Source organism: Rhodococcus zopfii NBRC 100606 = JCM 9919, assembly GCF_001895025.1.
Classification (GTDB): domain Bacteria; phylum Actinomycetota; class Actinomycetes; order Mycobacteriales; family Mycobacteriaceae; genus Rhodococcus; species Rhodococcus zopfii.
In genome coordinates this window covers 19,734-34,944 of the sequence record NZ_BCXI01000006.1, presented here as the reverse complement: position 1 = coordinate 34,944, position 15,211 = coordinate 19,734, and the positions used below count along the sequence as shown (strand labels likewise).

Below are 15,211 nucleotides of genomic sequence, written 5' to 3'. Positions count from 1 at the left end.
GGGCGGCACCTTCCGGAAGGTGCCGCCCGTTCGTCGTGCTCGATCTCGTGGCCGAGGCCCTACTGGGCTTCCGCCTCGCCCTCCACGGTCTTCGCCAGGGCGACTGCCGGGGTGTCCGGCACCTCGGCCGGCTTCTCGCTCGGCGTGAACGTGAACTTCGCGTTCTCGCCGGCGCCCTCGCCGTCCCAGCCGTCGACGTCGACGAGGACGATCTGGCCGGGGCCGATCTCACCGAAGAGGATCTTCTCGGAAAGCTGGTCCTCGATCTCGCGCTGGATAGTGCGACGCAGCGGCCGCGCACCCAGAACCGGATCGAAGCCCCGCTTGGCAAGCAGCGCCTTCGCCTTCTCGGTGAGCTCGATGCCCATGTCCTTGTTCTTCAACTGCGCCTCGACCCGGCCGATCATCAGGTCGACCATCTCGATGATCTGCGCCTGAGTCAGCTGGTGGAAGACGATGATGTCGTCGATACGGTTGAGGAACTCGGGACGGAAGTGCTTCTTGAGCTCGTCGTGGACCTTGTTCTTCATCCGCTCGTAGTTCGACTGGTCGCCGGAACCGGCCGTGAAGCCGAGGCCGACGGCCTTCGAGATGTCGGCGGTGCCCAGGTTCGAGGTGAAGATCAGCACCGTGTTCTTGAAGTCGACGGTGCGACCCTGACCGTCGGTGAGACGGCCGTCCTCGAGGACCTGCAGGAGCGTGTTGTAGATCTCCTGGTGGGCCTTCTCGATCTCGTCGAACAGGACGACGGAGAACGGCTTGCGGCGCACCTTCTCGGTGAGCTGGCCGCCCTCCTCGTACCCGACGTATCCGGGAGGCGCACCGAACAGGCGGGACGCGGTGAAGCGGTCGTGGAACTCGCCCATGTCGATCTGGATGAGCGCATCGTCCTCACCGAACAGGAAGTTCGCGAGCGCCTTGGACAGCTCGGTCTTACCGACGCCGGACGGGCCGGCGAAGATGAACGAACCGGACGGACGCTTCGGATCCTTCAGGCCGGCACGGGTACGACGGATCGCCCGGGCGACCGCCTTGACGGCGTCCTCCTGGCCGATGATCCGCTTGTGCAGCTCGTCCTCCATGCGGAGCAGACGGGTGGTCTCCTCCTCGGTGAGCTTGAACACCGGGATACCGGTCCAGTTCGCGAGGACCTCGGCGATCTGCTCCTCGTCGACCTCCGCGATGACATCGAGGTCACCGGCACGCCACTGCTTCTCCCGCTCCGCGCGCTGCGCGACGAGCTGCTTCTCCTTGTCGCGCAGGCTCGCGGCCTTCTCGAAGTCCTGCGCGTCGATCGCGGATTCCTTCTCGCGACGAGCGTCGGCGATCCGGTCGTCGAACTCGCGCAGGTCCGGCGGCGCGGTCATCCGGCGGATACGCATCCGGGCACCGGCCTCGTCGATGAGGTCGATGGCCTTGTCCGGCAGGAAGCGGTCGTTGATGTACCGGTCCGCGAGGGTCGCGGCGGCGACGAGCGCCTTGTCGGTGATCGAGACGCGGTGATGCGCCTCGTACCGGTCGCGCAGCCCCTTGAGGATCTCGATGGTGTGCTCGACCGTCGGCTCACCGACCTGTACCGGCTGGAAGCGGCGCTCGAGGGCGGCGTCCTTCTCGATGTACTTGCGGTACTCGTCGAGGGTGGTCGCGCCGATGGTCTGCAGCTCACCGCGGGCAAGCTTCGGCTTGAGGATCGACGCGGCATCGATCGCACCCTCCGCGGCACCCGCACCGACCAGCGTGTGCAGCTCGTCGATGAACAGGATGATGTCGCCGCGGCTGTTGATCTCCTTGAGGACCTTCTTCAGGCGTTCCTCGAAGTCACCGCGGTAGCGGGAACCGGCGACGAGCGAACCGAGGTCGAGCGTGTAGAGCTGCTTGTCCTTGAGGGTCTCGGGGACCTCACCGTTGACGATGGCCTGTGCGAGGCCTTCGACGACGGCGGTCTTACCGACACCGGGTTCGCCGATGAGCACCGGATTGTTCTTGGTGCGGCGGGACAGCACCTGCATGACCCGCTCGATTTCCTTCGCGCGGCCGATGACCGGATCGAGCTTGCCCTCGAGCGCAGCCTGCGTAAGGTTGCGGCCGAACTGGTCCAGCACGAGAGACGTCGACGGGGTGCCGGCCTCGCCGCGGCTCGTGCCGGTCTCCTGGGGTTCCTTGCCCTGGTAACCGGACAGCAGCTGGATGACCTGCTGACGCACACGGTTGAGGTCGGCGCCGAGCTTGACCAGCACCTGGGCCGCGACGCCCTCACCCTCGCGGATCAGGCCGAGCAGGATGTGCTCGGTACCGATGTAGTTGTGTCCGAGCTGCAGTGCCTCGCGCAGGCTCAGCTCGAGGACCTTCTTGGCACGGGGCGTGAACGGGATGTGCCCGGACGGCGCCTGCTGTCCCTGACCGATGATCTCCTCGACCTGGCTACGCACGCCTTCGAGCGAGATCCCCAACGACTCGAGCGACTTCGCGGCCACGCCCTCACCCTCGTGGATGAGGCCGAGGAGGATGTGCTCCGTGCCGATGTAGTTGTGGTTGAGCATCCTGGCCTCTTCCTGAGCCAGGACGACGACGCGCCGCGCGCGATCGGTGAACCTTTCGAACATCGCACTCCCTCACACTCTCCGGCCGGCGGATCCGGTACGAGGATTGTCCCGGACCCGGCCGCCGCGTTTCGCTCCGGCACTCGAGTCGTCGTCGAACCGGCGAAGGTTCCACGACCCCACTTGACACTCTAGTTGCCGTGGTTTCGGCCCGCTTCCCCTCTACCCCGTTCGGCGGAACTTCGAAACCCGGTCACGAGTGCTAACGCTGCACGTCGCCCATACGTTTCCGCAAGCTCTACGCCTGAAGCGAACAACCCGGCGGGGTCCGCGTGCGGCCTGCGGGCGGGCGCGGTCGACGGTGCCCCCACCTGCCACCGATCTGTGCGCACCCCACCCCGGACAACCGAGACGGCGAGGCGCCACCCGACGACGTCGGGTGGCGCCTCGCTCGTACGCTTCGGCCCTGCAGCCGCCTATGCGTGTGCCTCGTTGTACGCCTCGACAATTTCCGCGGAGATGCGTCCGCGCGTCGAGACCGCGTAGTCGTTCTCGCGAGCCCATTCCCGAATGACGGCGCTCTTCTCCCGATCCGGGGTGGCGTTCCGCGAAGACTTCCGCCCGGACGGAGCGGCCGGAACTGCTTTCGGACGCTTCCGACCGCCCACCTTGCGGGCGTGCTCCGCCCAGAATTCGAATTGCTCGCGCAGTTTCGCTGCATTCTCGTCGGACAGATCGATCTCATAGGTGACGCCGTCGATCCCGAATTCCACGGTCTCGTCCGCCGCCGATTCCTGATCCACATCGTCGATCAGCGTGACGGTGACCTTCTTCGCCATGTGCCGCAAATCCTCTCGAATGAAAACGCTCAGCCCCCCGGCTACGCGCACAAGAGTACATGCGAATTACACAATGGCAATACGGATTCCCCGTATGGGCGCGGAATTACCGGGCGGAAGGCCGAACAATTGGAAACAGGATGGTTTCCCTGATTCCCAGTCCGGTGAGTGCCATGAGCAACCGATCGATTCCCATACCGGTACCGGTCGTGGGCGGCATACCCTGTTCCATCGCCGCGAGGAAATCCTCGTCCAGCACCATCGCCTCGTCGTCACCCGCCGCGGCCAGACGCGCCTGATCGAGGAAACGTTCCCGCTGGATCACCGGGTCCACCAGTTCCGAATATCCGGTTGCGAGTTCGAATCCGCGCACATAAAGATCCCACTTCTCGGTCACGCCGCGCTGAGTGCGGTGATCGCGGGTCAGCGGGGACGTCTCGACCGGGAAGTCGCGAACGAACGTAGGCTGGTACAGCTGATCGCCGCACATGTGCTCCCACAATTCCTCCACGAGCTTGCCGTGGCCGTATCCCTTGTCCTTCGGCACCTCGAGCCCGACCCGCTCCGCGAGCGCCAGCAACTCCCCGACCGTGGTGTCCGGTGTGACGTCGGTACCGATCGCCTCGGACAACGACGGATACATCTCGAGGGTCTTCCATTCGCCGCCGAGGTCGTACTCGGTACCGTCGGTGAGGGTCACCACGTACGACCCGAACACCGCGAAAGCAACTTCCTGGATCATCTCGCGGATCATGCGCGCCGAATCGTCGTAGGTCCCGTAAGCCTCGTACGTTTCCAACATCGAGAATTCCGGGGAATGCGTCGAGTCGGCGCCCTCGTTGCGGAAATTCCGGTTGATCTCGAAGACCTTGTCGATTCCACCGACGACGCAGCGCTTGAGGAACAACTCCGGTGCGATACGCAGGAACAGATCCATGTCGAGCGCATTCGAATGAGTGACGAACGGCCGCGCGGCAGCGCCACCGTGCAGCGTCTGCAGCATCGGGGTCTCGACCTCGAGGAAGCCCCGGCGCTCGAGCGCATTGCGCAGTTCCCGGACCACCGCGACACGCATCCGCGCGTTCTCACGAGCCTCCGGGCGCACGATCAGGTCGACGTACCGCTGCCGGACCCGCGACTCCTCGCTCATCTCCTTGTGCGCGACAGGCATCGGACGCAACGACTTCGCGGCCATCTGCCAGGTGTCGGCCATGACGCTCAGCTCACCGCGACGGGAACTGATCACCTCGCCGTGCACGAACACGAAGTCACCGAGATCCACATCCGACTTCCAGGCCGCGAGCGAGTCCTCGCCTATACCGGCCAGACTCAGCATGACCTGCAGCTGCGTGCCGTCGCCCTCCTGCAGCGTCGCGAAGCACAACTTGCCGGTGTTGCGGAAGAACATCACCCGGCCGGCGACACCGACCTGTTCTCCGGTGGCGGTGTCGGGTTCGAGTTCGGGGTACTTCGCACGAATCTCTGCAAGTGTGTGGGTGCGGGGCACGACGACGGGATACGCGTCCTTGCCCTGCGCCAGGAGTCGTTCGCGCTTCTCGCGGCGGACCCGGATCTGCTCGGGGGTGTCGTCGGACTGCTGAACGCTGGCATCACTCACGGGTAACCAGACTATCGGAACCCGCAGGCACGACTGCCGCAGACCTCCTCCGACGAAGCGAGCCCGCTGCAACAGGGAGCGGAGCTCGGTCCAATCGTGAGCGGAATTTCAATGCGCCGTGACGCGGGCCACGTCGTCCGCGATGTGCTGCGCGCGGGTGACAGCGTCGACGAGGCCGGCCGTCTTGATCGCGGCATACCCGCCGACGAGGCCGGTCGCGCGACGCAGGCCGAGTTCCTGCAGGGCCGCGACGGCGCGATGCGCGAGCGGCCCGTCCGCGGACACGACGACCCATTCGACATCACGATCGACAGCGAGAGCCAGCCGCTCGGCCCCGGCCGGGTCGAGGCGCCGCGTCAACAACGAGGAGTCGATCGCGAGAGCGCCCGGAAGGGTGCCCTGGACGGTGCGCTCGGCGCTGGTACGGATGTCGACGACGACGGCGCCACGGGCCACGGCGGCGGCGAGCTCGGTGGGATAGGTCCGCTCTGTCGTCAGCGGCAACACGCCGACGGAAGCCGTAGCAGAGGAAGCGGAGAAAGATGCAGAAACAGCAAGCGCAGCGCGCATGAGAAAACTCCCAGGAATGTGTTATCGATCGAGGCGGACGTCAGCCTCGACAACACTCCTGGGCACTCATGCAGCGGATCACGCCGACCATTCTTACACAGATTCGCGACTAGGGGAACCGTGAGAACCGGGACGGGCGGAACGTCGAGCCTGGTTCCGCTCGAACACCAGACGCAGCCCTTCCAGCGTCAGATCCGGCTCGTGATGCTGGAGCGTCGTCGACTCCGGGATGATCAGCGGCGCACTGTCGCCCGTGCCGATCACCGCGACATCGTCGCGATCGAACCCGGGAACCTCGGCGCGCACACGGCGCACCAGACCGTCCACCATGCCTGCGAATCCGAAAACCGCACCGGCCTGCATGCATTCGACGGTGTTCTTGCCGACCACACCGCGCGGCCGTGCCAGCTCGACCTTCCGCAGGGCCGCGGACTGCGATGCGAGTGCATCCATCGAGATCTCGATGCCGGGCGCGATTGCACCGCCGAGGAATTCGCCCTTGCCGGAGACCACATCGACGCACGTGGACGTGCCGAAATCGACAACGATGCACGGACCACCGTAGAAGTGATGCGCGGCAAGGCTGTTGACGATCCGGTCGGCACCGACCTCCTTGGGATTGTCCACGAGCAGCGGCACACCGGTACGCACACCGGGCTCGACGACCACGTGCGGCACGTCCGACCAGTACCGTCCGAGCATGCCGCGCAATTCGCGGAGAACAGACGGCACCGTCGACAGCGCGGACACCGCGGTGATCCGGTCGACGTCCGCACCCAGCAACCCGCGGAAGAGCAGCGCGAGCTCGTCACCCGTCATCCGAGGTTCGGTGCGAACTCGCCAGTCCTGCAGCAGCTTCGCGTGCGAGCCGCTGCCGGTGAACAGGCCCAGAACAATGTTCGTGTTCCGGACGTCGACGGCGAGTAACACCGCTACACCAGCGAACCGGAGTCGAGGGTGGCGAGCATGCGCGGGGTGATCAGACCCGACCCCTCCGGCGCGTGCGCCGGATCGTTGCCGAGCTCCACCTGGCGGTTGTCGGCGTCGACGAACACCACGCGCGGATCGTAGTCCTTGCACTCCTGCTCGTTCATCACGCCGTAGGCGATGAGGATGACCAGGTCACCGGGGCTCACCAGACGTGCTGCGGCACCGTTGATCCCGATGATCCCGGACCCACGCTCGCCCGCGATCACGTACGTCTCGAGGCGGTTGCCGTTGTCGATGTCGACGATGCACACCTGCTCGCCCTCGAGCAGGTCGGCGGCGTCCATCAGGTCCTGGTCGACGGTCACCGAACCGACGTAGTGCAGGTCCGCGTGAGTAACCGTGGCGCGGTGGATCTTCGACTTCATCATGGTGCGAAACATGTACTGGCCTCAGCTCTTGTCGTTCTGTTCTGCGTGTTCAGCGGTTCAGGAGGTCGTCGGCGACGGCAGGGTCGACCGGTCCGGTCGCGCGTTCCAGGAATCCGGTACCGATCGCCACCCCGACGTTGTCGATGAGCCGGGTGGGCCCGACCCGCGCGGCCACCAGCAATCGGCCGTCGCCGCGCTCGGGTGGCTGTCCGAGATCCACGCCGCGCACCTCGAGGTAGTCGAGCTCGATCTCCGGCGCGGACGCAAGCACCTCCCGAGCGGCCGCGAGGATCGCTTCGGCGCCACCGGCCGCGGCATGCGCCCCCGCGACGAGGGCGGCCGACAACACGGTGGCGGTCTCCCGCTGCGCCTCGTCGAGGTAGCGATTTCTCGAGGACAACGCGAGGCCGTCCTGCTCCCGTACCGTCGGCACCCCGACGATGCGGACGTCGAAATTCAGATCGGCGACCATCTGCCGGATCAACGCGAGCTGCTGATAGTCCTTCTCACCGAAGTAGGCGTTGTTCGGGCCGACGATCTGAAGGAGCTTCGCCACAACCGTGAGCATGCCTGCGAAGTGTGTGGGCCGGCTTCCGCCCTCGAGTTCCGCACCGAGCGGACCCGGGTGGATCATCGTGCGACGCCCATCCGGGTACATGGCCGACACGGTCGGCACGAATGCCAGCTCGACCCCGGCCTCCCGCAGCAGCTCGAGGTCCGCGTCGAGGGTACGGGGGTAGGCGTCGAGGTCCTCGTTCTCACCGAACTGGAGCGGATTGACGAAGATGGAGACGACCACGACCGCACCGGTCAGCTTGGCCTGACGCACCAGTTCCAGGTGCCCCGTGTGCAGCGCACCCATGGTCGGCACCAGCGCGACCGTCCGTCCGACGCCCCGCAGCGCCTTGGTCACCTTCGTCAAGGCCGCGGGATCGTGATGCACGGTCAATTCGCCGCGCACGTACCCGCCCCGTCCCATTTCACTCACCGTGATCATTCCCTTCGAGAAGCTCGATCAGCTCCGATTTCGAGCCCACACGCTGCGCCGACCGCAGCGACAGCGCCCGGTAGCCTGCGGCGATGCGCGGGTCCACTTCGTCGAGCACCTGCAGATGCGCGGCGACCGCGGCGACGTCACCGCGCGCGACCGGACCGGTCAACGCCGACGGACCACGACGCAACGCATTGTCGAGAGCGGCGACGAGCAGCGGCTGCAGAACCCGTTCGGCGACCCCACCGGGATCTTCGTCGACGAGCTGCTGGCCGAGCAGTTCCTGGCCTTCGAGCGCAACCCGAAGCGCCGCGACGGCATCGACGACGAGGGTGACCAGATGATTGCTGCCGTGGGCGAGCGCCGCGTGATAGAGGGGACGAAGGTCCTCACGCACCCGAACGGGTTCGCCGCCGATCTCGAGGACGAGCGACTGGGCGATCGCGTAACCGATGTCGTCGGCGGCGGTGATCCCGAAACACGCCGACGAGAGTCGGGCGGTGTCCTCCTCGTGCCCGGTGAACGTCATGGCCGGGTGGATCGCGAGGGGCACCGCGCCCTGTTCGGTGAGGGGCGCCATCACCGCGATGCCGTTGGCTCCCGAGGTGTGGGCGACGATAGTGCCGCGCGGTACCGCTCCGGTCGCGGCGAGGCCGGTGACGAGATCGGCCAGTTCCGAGTCGGGAACAGCGAGAATCAGCAGGTTGCAGCGTCCCGCGACGACGTCGACGGGCAGAATCTCGGAATCGGGCAGGCGGGTACGGGCCCGATGCGTGGACGCGTCGGAGACCGCGGAACAGGCCACGACCACATGGCCGACCTTCTCGAGTGCCGCGCCGATTGCGGTGCCCACACGACCGGCGGACACGATACCGACGGTGAGGCGTGCGGGCGCAGGCGCGTTTGTGATCCCGAAGGAAGTCACGGGAGTCCTCTCGTTCGTTCCAGTCCCGCTCGGCGGGTACCAGACGTTCTGCCCGACAATAGCGCGGCGCGATCCGCGTCGGCCACGGGTGCCGGACGTGATCTGCACCTCACCGCAACGGTGGGCGACTCCCCCGGAAGACCTCCGGACCTGCAGCGAAGACCTCCGATCGGTGCCGAATGGGTCTCCGGTCAGCGCTCCCTGGACAGCGACGCGAGGATCTCGGCGACGCTGCGGCCCTGCAGCCCGCTCTCATCACCGCCGGCCTCGGCCCGGAGCCTGCGCGCCCGACGTCCGGTAGCCGGTCCGTCCGGTACGACATCGTCGTCGACGGGCACATCGTTCGATCCGCCGGAGTGGGATGCGCCCGAAGGGGAAGCCTGATACGTCTCGGTTCCCTGGTTCGTCCCGAGCGTCGCGGACCGCACCGACTCGGTCTGCTGCGGCATCACCGCGGTCGTCTCTGCGGTGAGCGGTTCGTCGTCGGGGGATGCGAACGCCGGGCCCGCCGGACGCGGGGCACTGACCTGCGACGAGGCGGCGCGCCCCCCGATCTCCTGAACCGGCTTCGCGACGGAACTCAGCGCGGTGCGGTCCTCCGGCATGCGTCCGTCGAACAACATCTCGAGGTTGCGGCGCAGCGCAGCGAGATCCGCACGGAGCTGGGCCATCTCGTCGGCCTCGACCTTCAGCTGCGAACGGACCTTCTGCTCGACGGTCAGCTCGTACTCGCGCCGCGCCGAAATCTCCCGTTCGAGCTGCAATTCGTAGACGGTCTTGAGGTCCTCGACCTTCGCCTTCTCGAGGGCGGACTCGCGACGGTACTTCGTCATGGCGATCGCCCCGATGGTCGCGGCCCACAACGCCACGACGACGCCGACGCGCAACAACTGGACGCTCTGACTGAAGACCAGGAACAGCGACGCGATCATCGCGAGGGCGAGAAGCGCGGCGACGAACATCGAACCCGCACTGCGCCACTGTCGACGTTCGTTCCTGTCCCGGCCCGAGGTCCCCATGCGGACCAGGGTACTGCGCCGGAGCGTGATCCCCGAGGTTCGGCGTTCGGCGACCTCAGGCCGCGGGTTCTCCCGGGTCCTCGGGCGTCTTGCAGCAGTGTTCGAGCCACAGGGCCGCCGCGACGAGAACGATCCCGCCGACCGCCCCGACCACCACACCGGACGTGTCCTCCGAGGCGGCCTGGACGAACGATCGCTGCGGCAACAGGAACAACAGGAAACCCACCCAGACACCGGCGGCCGCGGAACCGACCAGCGCGGAGGCCTTCGCGAGCGCGACCGCGCGGGCCGCGGTGATCGGATGGAGCTGGCGCGGCCCGTCGCCGATCTCCCGTTTGCCGACGCGCGAGCGAATCATGAAGGCCAGCACGACTTCGAGCAGCGCCACCGGGTACAGCGATGCCCCCGCGTAGACCGGAATCGGCGGCAACGACCCGTACAGGACGCGGACAAGGAGCCACGACACGATCGCGGCGAGCACCGCCAAGGCCAGCAGATCGCGGACACGTGTCGCCTTCAGCACCGGTTCTCCCCCTGCTGTCCGGGATCCCAGTGTCCGGGGTTCCGGTGCCCGGGGTCGTCTGTCAGCCGGAGATCCGTGCGCTGCACCCCGACACGTTCGGCGTCGCCGAGGTCGGCGAGCCAGTCCACCAACGGCCGGCGTTCCCCGTCGACGGTGAGCGCGGCGTCCGGTGCGACGTCGAGCCAGGGCACCAGCACGAACGCACGCTGATGCGCCCGCGGATGCGGCAGTGTCAGTTCCGGGTCGTCGCTGACGATCTCGTCACACGTCACCACGTCGACGTCGAGACTGCGCGGTCCCCAGCGCTGCACCCGTACCCGGTCGGCGGCGGCCTCGAGTTGCTGTCCCAGTCGCAGCCAGCCGCTGCTGTCGAGCCCCGGGTCGTCGGCGACCACGACGGCGTTGAGGAAATCCTGCTGGTCGACCCCACCCCACGGCGCTGTGGTGTACACCGGCGAGACCGCGACGATCCGGTCGCCCAGCGCCTCGGTGACCGAGCGGAGGTGCCCGAGCCGATCCCCCAGGTTCGATCCGATGGACAGTACCGCGCGGCTCATGGCCGTCGCGTCCGGTCGACGACGACCGCGACGTCCCCGAACGTCAGCGGGATGGGCGCGGAGGGCTTGTGCACGGTGACCTCGACGCGCTCGACCCGCGGGTCGGTGAGCACGTCGTCGGCGATCTCCCCTGCCACGGTCTCGATCAGGTCCCGGCCGGGGCCTGCGACAATCGCTGCTGCCCGCTCGGCGAGGATCCCGTAGTGGAGTGTGTCGTCGAGGTCGTCGCTCGACGCCGCGGGCGCGAGATCCGTCCAGACGACGAGGTCGATCAGGAAGTCCTGACCGTCGCGCTTCTCGTGCTCGAACACCCCGTGGTTCCCACGGACCCGCAGGCCGCGCAGTTCGATCCGATCGCTCATCCGAATTCTCCTGCCGCTCCGCCACGTTGCCACGCCCCCGCGACCGCGAGCGCGTCGAGGGATGCCCGCACGTCGTGCACGCGCACGCCCCACGCGCCGTGGGTGACGGCGAGCGCCGACACCACCGCGGTGGCCACCTCGCGTCCCGCGGGCGGGCGGGGGTTGCCGTCGGAGTCGGCGAGCAGCGAACCGAGGAAACGCTTGCGGGATGCGCCGATGAGCACCGGGAATCCGAGCCCGGTCAGCTCCGGCAGCCGCTGCAGCAATTCCCAGTTGTGGTCCGGTTTCTTCACGAATCCGAGGCCGGGGTCGAGGATCAGGTTCTGGGGGTCCACTCCCGCGGCGACGGCCACATCCACCTGGGTGAGCAGCTCGTCGCGCACCTCGCGCACTACGTCGTCGTAGTGGGTGGATCCACCGGCGTGGACGAATCCGCCGGACGGCCGCCAGTGCATGAGGATCCACGGCACGCCGGCGGACGCCACGACCGTGGCCATGTCCGCGTCGGCGCGCCCACCCGACACGTCGTTGACGAGCGTCACGCCCGCCGAGATCGCGGCTGCGGCGACCGACGCACGCATCGTATCGACGCTGGTGACGATGCCTTCGGCGGCGAGCGCCTCGATCACCGGGACGACCCGGCCTGCCTCGACCTCGGCGTCGACGCGTTGCGCGCCGGGCCGGGTCGATTCACCGCCGACGTCGACGATGTCGACGCCGAGCGCCCGCAGGTGCAGTCCGTGCGCGATCGCCGCGTCGCGATCCAGGTAGCGACCACCGTCGGAGAATGAATCGCTGGTCACGTTGAGAACACCCATGACGACCGGGCGTTCGAGGTTCTGCAGCGTGCTCACCGGCGCAGGATCAGATCCAGGGCTTCGGCGCGGGATGCCGAGTTGGTCTGGAACAACCCGCGCACCGCCGACGTCGTGGTGCTGGCACCGGGCTTGCGGATGCCGCGCATCGCCATGCACAGATGTTCGGCCTCGACGACGACGATCGCGCCGCGCGGATCGAGCTTGCGAACCATCGCGTCGGCGATCTGGCTGGTGAGCCGTTCCTGCACCTGCGGGCGCTTCGCGTAGAGGTCGACGAGCCGCGCGAGCTTGGACAGCCCCGTGACGCGCCCGGTGGCGCCGGGGATGTACCCGACGTGTGCGACTCCGTGGAAGGACACCAGGTGGTGTTCGCAGGTCGAGTACAGCGGGATGTCGCGGACGAGGACGAGTTCCTGATGCCCTTCGTCGAACGTCGTGTTGAGCACGTCGTCCGGATCCGTGTACAGCCCGGCGAACACTTCGCGGTATGCGCGCGCGACGCGGCCCGGGGTGTCCAGCAGCCCTTCCCGGTCGGGGTCTTCTCCGACCGCGATGAGCAGTTCGCGGACTGCGGCTTCGGCGCGAGCCTGATCGAAGGCCCGGCCGGTCGCCAGGCTCAACGTCTCACCCTCGTCCGGCGCGGTCACGGATCTCGTAGGGCCATCCAGGTGATTCACCGACACCCGACCGTCCTCACTCTCGTTGAAAAATCAGCTTCAGCGCGGACCGGTCGGCCCTTCCCAGGGCTGCGTGGGCGGCGGCTCCGGTGCCTGCTGGTTCTCGTCCTGCCGATCACCGGTGTCGGCGGAACGTGCAGGCTGAGTCCACTGAGGGTAGCCGGGATAGGTGCTGCGGGGCTGCTCGGGCTCCTGCGACGGCGGCCATCCCGGCGCCGACCATCCGGCGGGAGCGCCGTAGTCCGGCCGGGTCGCGTGCCGCGGCCCGCCGCCGTACTGGCCGGGCTGCGGGAAGCCGGGCATCGGCTCGGAAGCCGGGACCGGCTGCGGGGCGGGATAGCCGTTGGCCGGACCCTGCGGCGGGGTCGCCTGCTGCGGTGCTGTCTGCCGCGCCGGCTCCGGCGTCACCGGCTGGGGCACGACCTGCTGCGGAGGAACAGGCCCCTTGGCCAGGGTCGGCACCGCAGGCTCCGGGGGCCACGGTTCACCGCGTTCGGCGGCGAGCTCGCCGGGGGTCTTAATCGGCGGGCGATCCGAGGGGATGCGATCGCCGAATTCGTTGAACGTGGTGATGCGGGGCCGCTTCTCCACCGACACGAGGATGCGTTCGAGATCCTTGCGGGTGAGGGTCTCGTGTTCGAGGAGCTCACCGGCGAGCAGGTCCAGCGCGTCGCGATGCTCGTTGAGGATCGACCACGCTTCGGTGTGTGCCGCCTCGATGAGGTTGCGGACTTCCTCGTCGATCTCGCGCGCCACCTCGTGCGAGTAGTCCGAGGCCTGTCCCATCGACCGGCCGAGGAACGGGTCGCCTTGTTCCTGCCCGTAGCGGACCGCACCGAGCTTCGCGCTCATGCCGTACTCGGTGACCATCGCCCGTGCGATCTTGGTGGCCTGGTCGATGTCGGACGACGCGCCGGTGGTCGGCTCGTGGAACACCAGTTCCTCTGCCGCGCGGCCACCCATCGCCATGACGAGGCGGGCGATCATCTCGGACCGGGTCATCAGGCCCTTGTCGTCCTCGGGAACCGTCATGGCGTGACCGCCGGTGCGGCCGCGGGCGAGGATCGTCACCTTGTACACCGGTTCGATGTCCGGCATGGCCCACGCGGCCAGCGTGTGCCCGCCCTCGTGGTAGGCGGTGATCTTCTTCTCGTGTTCGCTGATGATCCGGCTCTTGCGGCGCGGGCCACCGATGACGCGGTCGACGGATTCCTCGAGGATCGTCTCGGTGATCACCGTGCCGTTCTCGCGGGCGGTGAGCAGCGCGGCCTCGTTGACGACGTTCGCCAGATCGGCGCCGGACATCCCGACCGTGCGCTTCGCCAAGCCTTCGAGGTCGGCGTTCTGGTCGATCGGCTTGCCCTTGGAATGCACCTGGAGGATCGCGCGTCGACCGGCGAGGTCGGGGTTGGTCACCGGGATCTGGCGGTCGAAACGGCCGGGACGCAGCAGCGCGGGGTCGAGGATGTCGGGACGGTTCGTCGCGGCGATGAGGATGATGCCCTGCCGGTCGCCGAACCCGTCCATCTCGACGAGCAACTGGTTGAGAGTCTGCTCGCGCTCGTCGTGACCGCCGCCGAGACCGGCGCCACGCTGGCGGCCGACCGCGTCGATCTCGTCGACGAAGATGATGCAGGGGCTGTTCTGCTTGGCCTGCTCGAACAGGTCGCGCACCCGGGATGCGCCGACACCGACGAACATCTCGACGAAGTCGGAACCGGAGATCGTGAAGAACGGAACGCCGGCCTCACCCGCGACCGCGCGTGCGAGCAGCGTCTTGCCGGTACCGGGCGGGCCGTACAGCAGCACGCCCTTCGGGATCTTCGCGCCGAGCGCCTGATAGCGGGCCGGGTTCTGCAGGAAATCTTTGATCTCGTACAGCTCTTCGACGGCCTCGTTCGCGCCGGCGACGTCCGCGAACGTCGTCTTCGGCATGTCCTTCGAGAGCTGCTTGGCTCGGGACTTGCCGAAGCCCATCATGCCCCCGCGGCCGCCGCCCTGCATGCGGGTCATCATGAAGAAGAACACGCCGAGCAGGATGATCATCGGAACGACAAACAGAAGGATCGACGTCAGCCAGCTCTCCTGGGTGACCGCCGTGTCGAACTCGGCTGCGCCGGACGCGGCGACCTTGTCGAAGATCTGTTCCGACGCCGAGGCCGGGTACTTCGCGAGGATCTGCGTCTGGTTCTCGGTGGAATCGTTCCCACTGTTCAACCACAACCGGACCTGCTGTTCGCGGTCGTCGATCTGCGCCTTGGAGACGTTCTTCGAGTCGAGCTGCGCGATGGCCACCGAGGTGTCCACCTTGGTGAATCCACGCGTGTCGTTCCCGAAGTAGCTGAATGCGTAGATGACCAACAGAATGCCGGCCACTATCGCCAGATTACGGAACACTGCCTTGCGATTCATAC

Annotated in this window: 15 protein-coding genes; all 15 read right to left on the bottom strand. The window is 67.4% G+C overall.

Annotated features, from left to right (window positions below):
• Nucleotides 1–59: 59 nt before the first annotated feature.
• The 15 genes from RZ1_RS03820 to ftsH all read right to left on the bottom strand — a co-directional run bounded on the left by RZ1_RS03820 (nucleotide 60) and on the right by ftsH (nucleotide 15,209).
• Nucleotides 60–2,603, bottom strand: a complete 2,544-nt coding sequence (locus RZ1_RS03820; protein WP_072809392.1) for an ATP-dependent Clp protease ATP-binding subunit — start codon at nucleotides 2,601–2,603, stop codon at nucleotides 60–62.
• A 413-nt stretch (nucleotides 2,604–3,016) separates the two neighbouring features.
• Entirely contained in the window at nucleotides 3,017–3,379 is a 363-nt protein-coding gene (locus tag RZ1_RS03815) for a histone-like nucleoid-structuring protein Lsr2 (protein ID WP_072809390.1), read from the bottom strand.
• Between the two features lie 106 nt (nucleotides 3,380–3,485).
• A complete protein-coding gene (gene lysS, locus RZ1_RS03810) occupies nucleotides 3,486–4,997 on the bottom strand; it encodes a lysine--tRNA ligase (protein WP_072809388.1) in 1,512 nt (503 codons plus the stop codon).
• Between the two features lie 108 nt (nucleotides 4,998–5,105).
• Nucleotides 5,106–5,567, bottom strand: coding sequence for a rhodanese-like domain-containing protein (locus RZ1_RS03805; protein ID WP_072809386.1), 462 nt, complete (start codon nucleotides 5,565–5,567; stop codon nucleotides 5,106–5,108).
• A 93-nt stretch (nucleotides 5,568–5,660) separates the two neighbouring features.
• The gene (locus tag RZ1_RS03800) at nucleotides 5,661–6,497 is read right to left on the bottom strand and encodes a type III pantothenate kinase (RefSeq protein WP_072809385.1); all 837 of its coding nucleotides are present in this window, start codon (nucleotides 6,495–6,497) and stop codon (nucleotides 5,661–5,663) included.
• A 2-nt stretch (nucleotides 6,498–6,499) separates the two neighbouring features.
• On the bottom strand, nucleotides 6,500–6,937 hold the full coding sequence (panD, locus tag RZ1_RS03795) for an aspartate 1-decarboxylase (protein ID WP_072809383.1): 438 nt from the start codon (nucleotides 6,935–6,937) through the stop codon (nucleotides 6,500–6,502).
• A gap of 37 nt (nucleotides 6,938–6,974) precedes the next feature.
• Nucleotides 6,975–7,922, bottom strand: a complete 948-nt coding sequence (gene panC / locus RZ1_RS03790; RefSeq protein WP_072809382.1) for a pantoate--beta-alanine ligase — start codon at nucleotides 7,920–7,922, stop codon at nucleotides 6,975–6,977.
• Entirely contained in the window at nucleotides 7,906–8,841 is a 936-nt protein-coding gene (locus RZ1_RS03785; RefSeq protein WP_072809380.1) for a Rossmann-like and DUF2520 domain-containing protein, read from the bottom strand. The genes panC and RZ1_RS03785 overlap by 17 nt, the downstream gene beginning before the upstream one ends.
• 191 nt (nucleotides 8,842–9,032) lie before the next feature.
• Nucleotides 9,033–9,860, bottom strand: a complete 828-nt coding sequence (locus RZ1_RS03780) for a DUF6779 domain-containing protein (RefSeq protein ID WP_218020440.1) — start codon at nucleotides 9,858–9,860, stop codon at nucleotides 9,033–9,035.
• A gap of 55 nt (nucleotides 9,861–9,915) precedes the next feature.
• A complete protein-coding gene (locus RZ1_RS03775) occupies nucleotides 9,916–10,383 on the bottom strand; it encodes a DUF3180 domain-containing protein (RefSeq protein ID WP_072809377.1) in 468 nt (155 codons plus the stop codon).
• Entirely contained in the window at nucleotides 10,377–10,940 is a 564-nt protein-coding gene (folK, locus tag RZ1_RS03770; protein ID WP_072809375.1) for a 2-amino-4-hydroxy-6-hydroxymethyldihydropteridine diphosphokinase, read from the bottom strand. Before folK ends, RZ1_RS03775 begins: the two co-directional genes overlap by 7 nt.
• Nucleotides 10,937–11,302 (bottom strand): dihydroneopterin aldolase, encoded by a 366-nt coding sequence (gene folB, locus RZ1_RS03765; protein WP_072809373.1) that lies wholly within the window; start codon nucleotides 11,300–11,302, stop codon nucleotides 10,937–10,939. Before folB ends, folK begins: the two co-directional genes overlap by 4 nt.
• Entirely contained in the window at nucleotides 11,299–12,120 is an 822-nt protein-coding gene (folP, locus tag RZ1_RS03760) for a dihydropteroate synthase (protein ID WP_072809435.1), read from the bottom strand. Before folP ends, folB begins: the two co-directional genes overlap by 4 nt.
• Before the next feature lie 32 nt (nucleotides 12,121–12,152).
• Complete coding sequence (gene folE, locus RZ1_RS03755; protein WP_072809372.1) at nucleotides 12,153–12,803, bottom strand: GTP cyclohydrolase I FolE; 651 nt, start codon at nucleotides 12,801–12,803, stop codon at nucleotides 12,153–12,155.
• Nucleotides 12,804–12,836: 33 nt separating this feature from the next.
• Entirely contained in the window at nucleotides 12,837–15,209 is a 2,373-nt protein-coding gene (gene ftsH, locus RZ1_RS03750; RefSeq protein WP_072809370.1) for an ATP-dependent zinc metalloprotease FtsH, read from the bottom strand.
• Nucleotides 15,210–15,211 lie beyond the last annotated feature (2 nt).

Coding starts and splice junctions, on each gene's coding strand:
- RZ1_RS03805 (WP_072809386.1), bottom strand. CDS start 5,567: ATGCGCGCTGCGCTTGCTGTTTCTGCATCTTTCTCCGCTTCCTCTGCT.
- folK (WP_072809375.1), bottom strand. CDS start 10,940: ATGAGCCGCGCGGTACTGTCCATCGGATCGAACCTGGGGGATCGGCTC.
- folB (WP_072809373.1), bottom strand. CDS start 11,302: ATGAGCGATCGGATCGAACTGCGCGGCCTGCGGGTCCGTGGGAACCAC.
- panD (WP_072809383.1), bottom strand. CDS start 6,937: ATGTTTCGCACCATGATGAAGTCGAAGATCCACCGCGCCACGGTTACT.
- RZ1_RS03780 (WP_218020440.1), bottom strand. CDS start 9,860: ATGGGGACCTCGGGCCGGGACAGGAACGAACGTCGACAGTGGCGCAGT.
- RZ1_RS03815 (WP_072809390.1), bottom strand. CDS start 3,379: ATGGCGAAGAAGGTCACCGTCACGCTGATCGACGATGTGGATCAGGAA.
- panC (WP_072809382.1), bottom strand. CDS start 7,922: ATGATCACGGTGAGTGAAATGGGACGGGGCGGGTACGTGCGCGGCGAA.
- ftsH (WP_072809370.1), bottom strand. CDS start 15,209: ATGAATCGCAAGGCAGTGTTCCGTAATCTGGCGATAGTGGCCGGCATT.
- RZ1_RS03820 (WP_072809392.1), bottom strand. CDS start 2,603: ATGTTCGAAAGGTTCACCGATCGCGCGCGGCGCGTCGTCGTCCTGGCT.
- folP (WP_072809435.1), bottom strand. CDS start 12,120: ATGGGTGTTCTCAACGTGACCAGCGATTCATTCTCCGACGGTGGTCGC.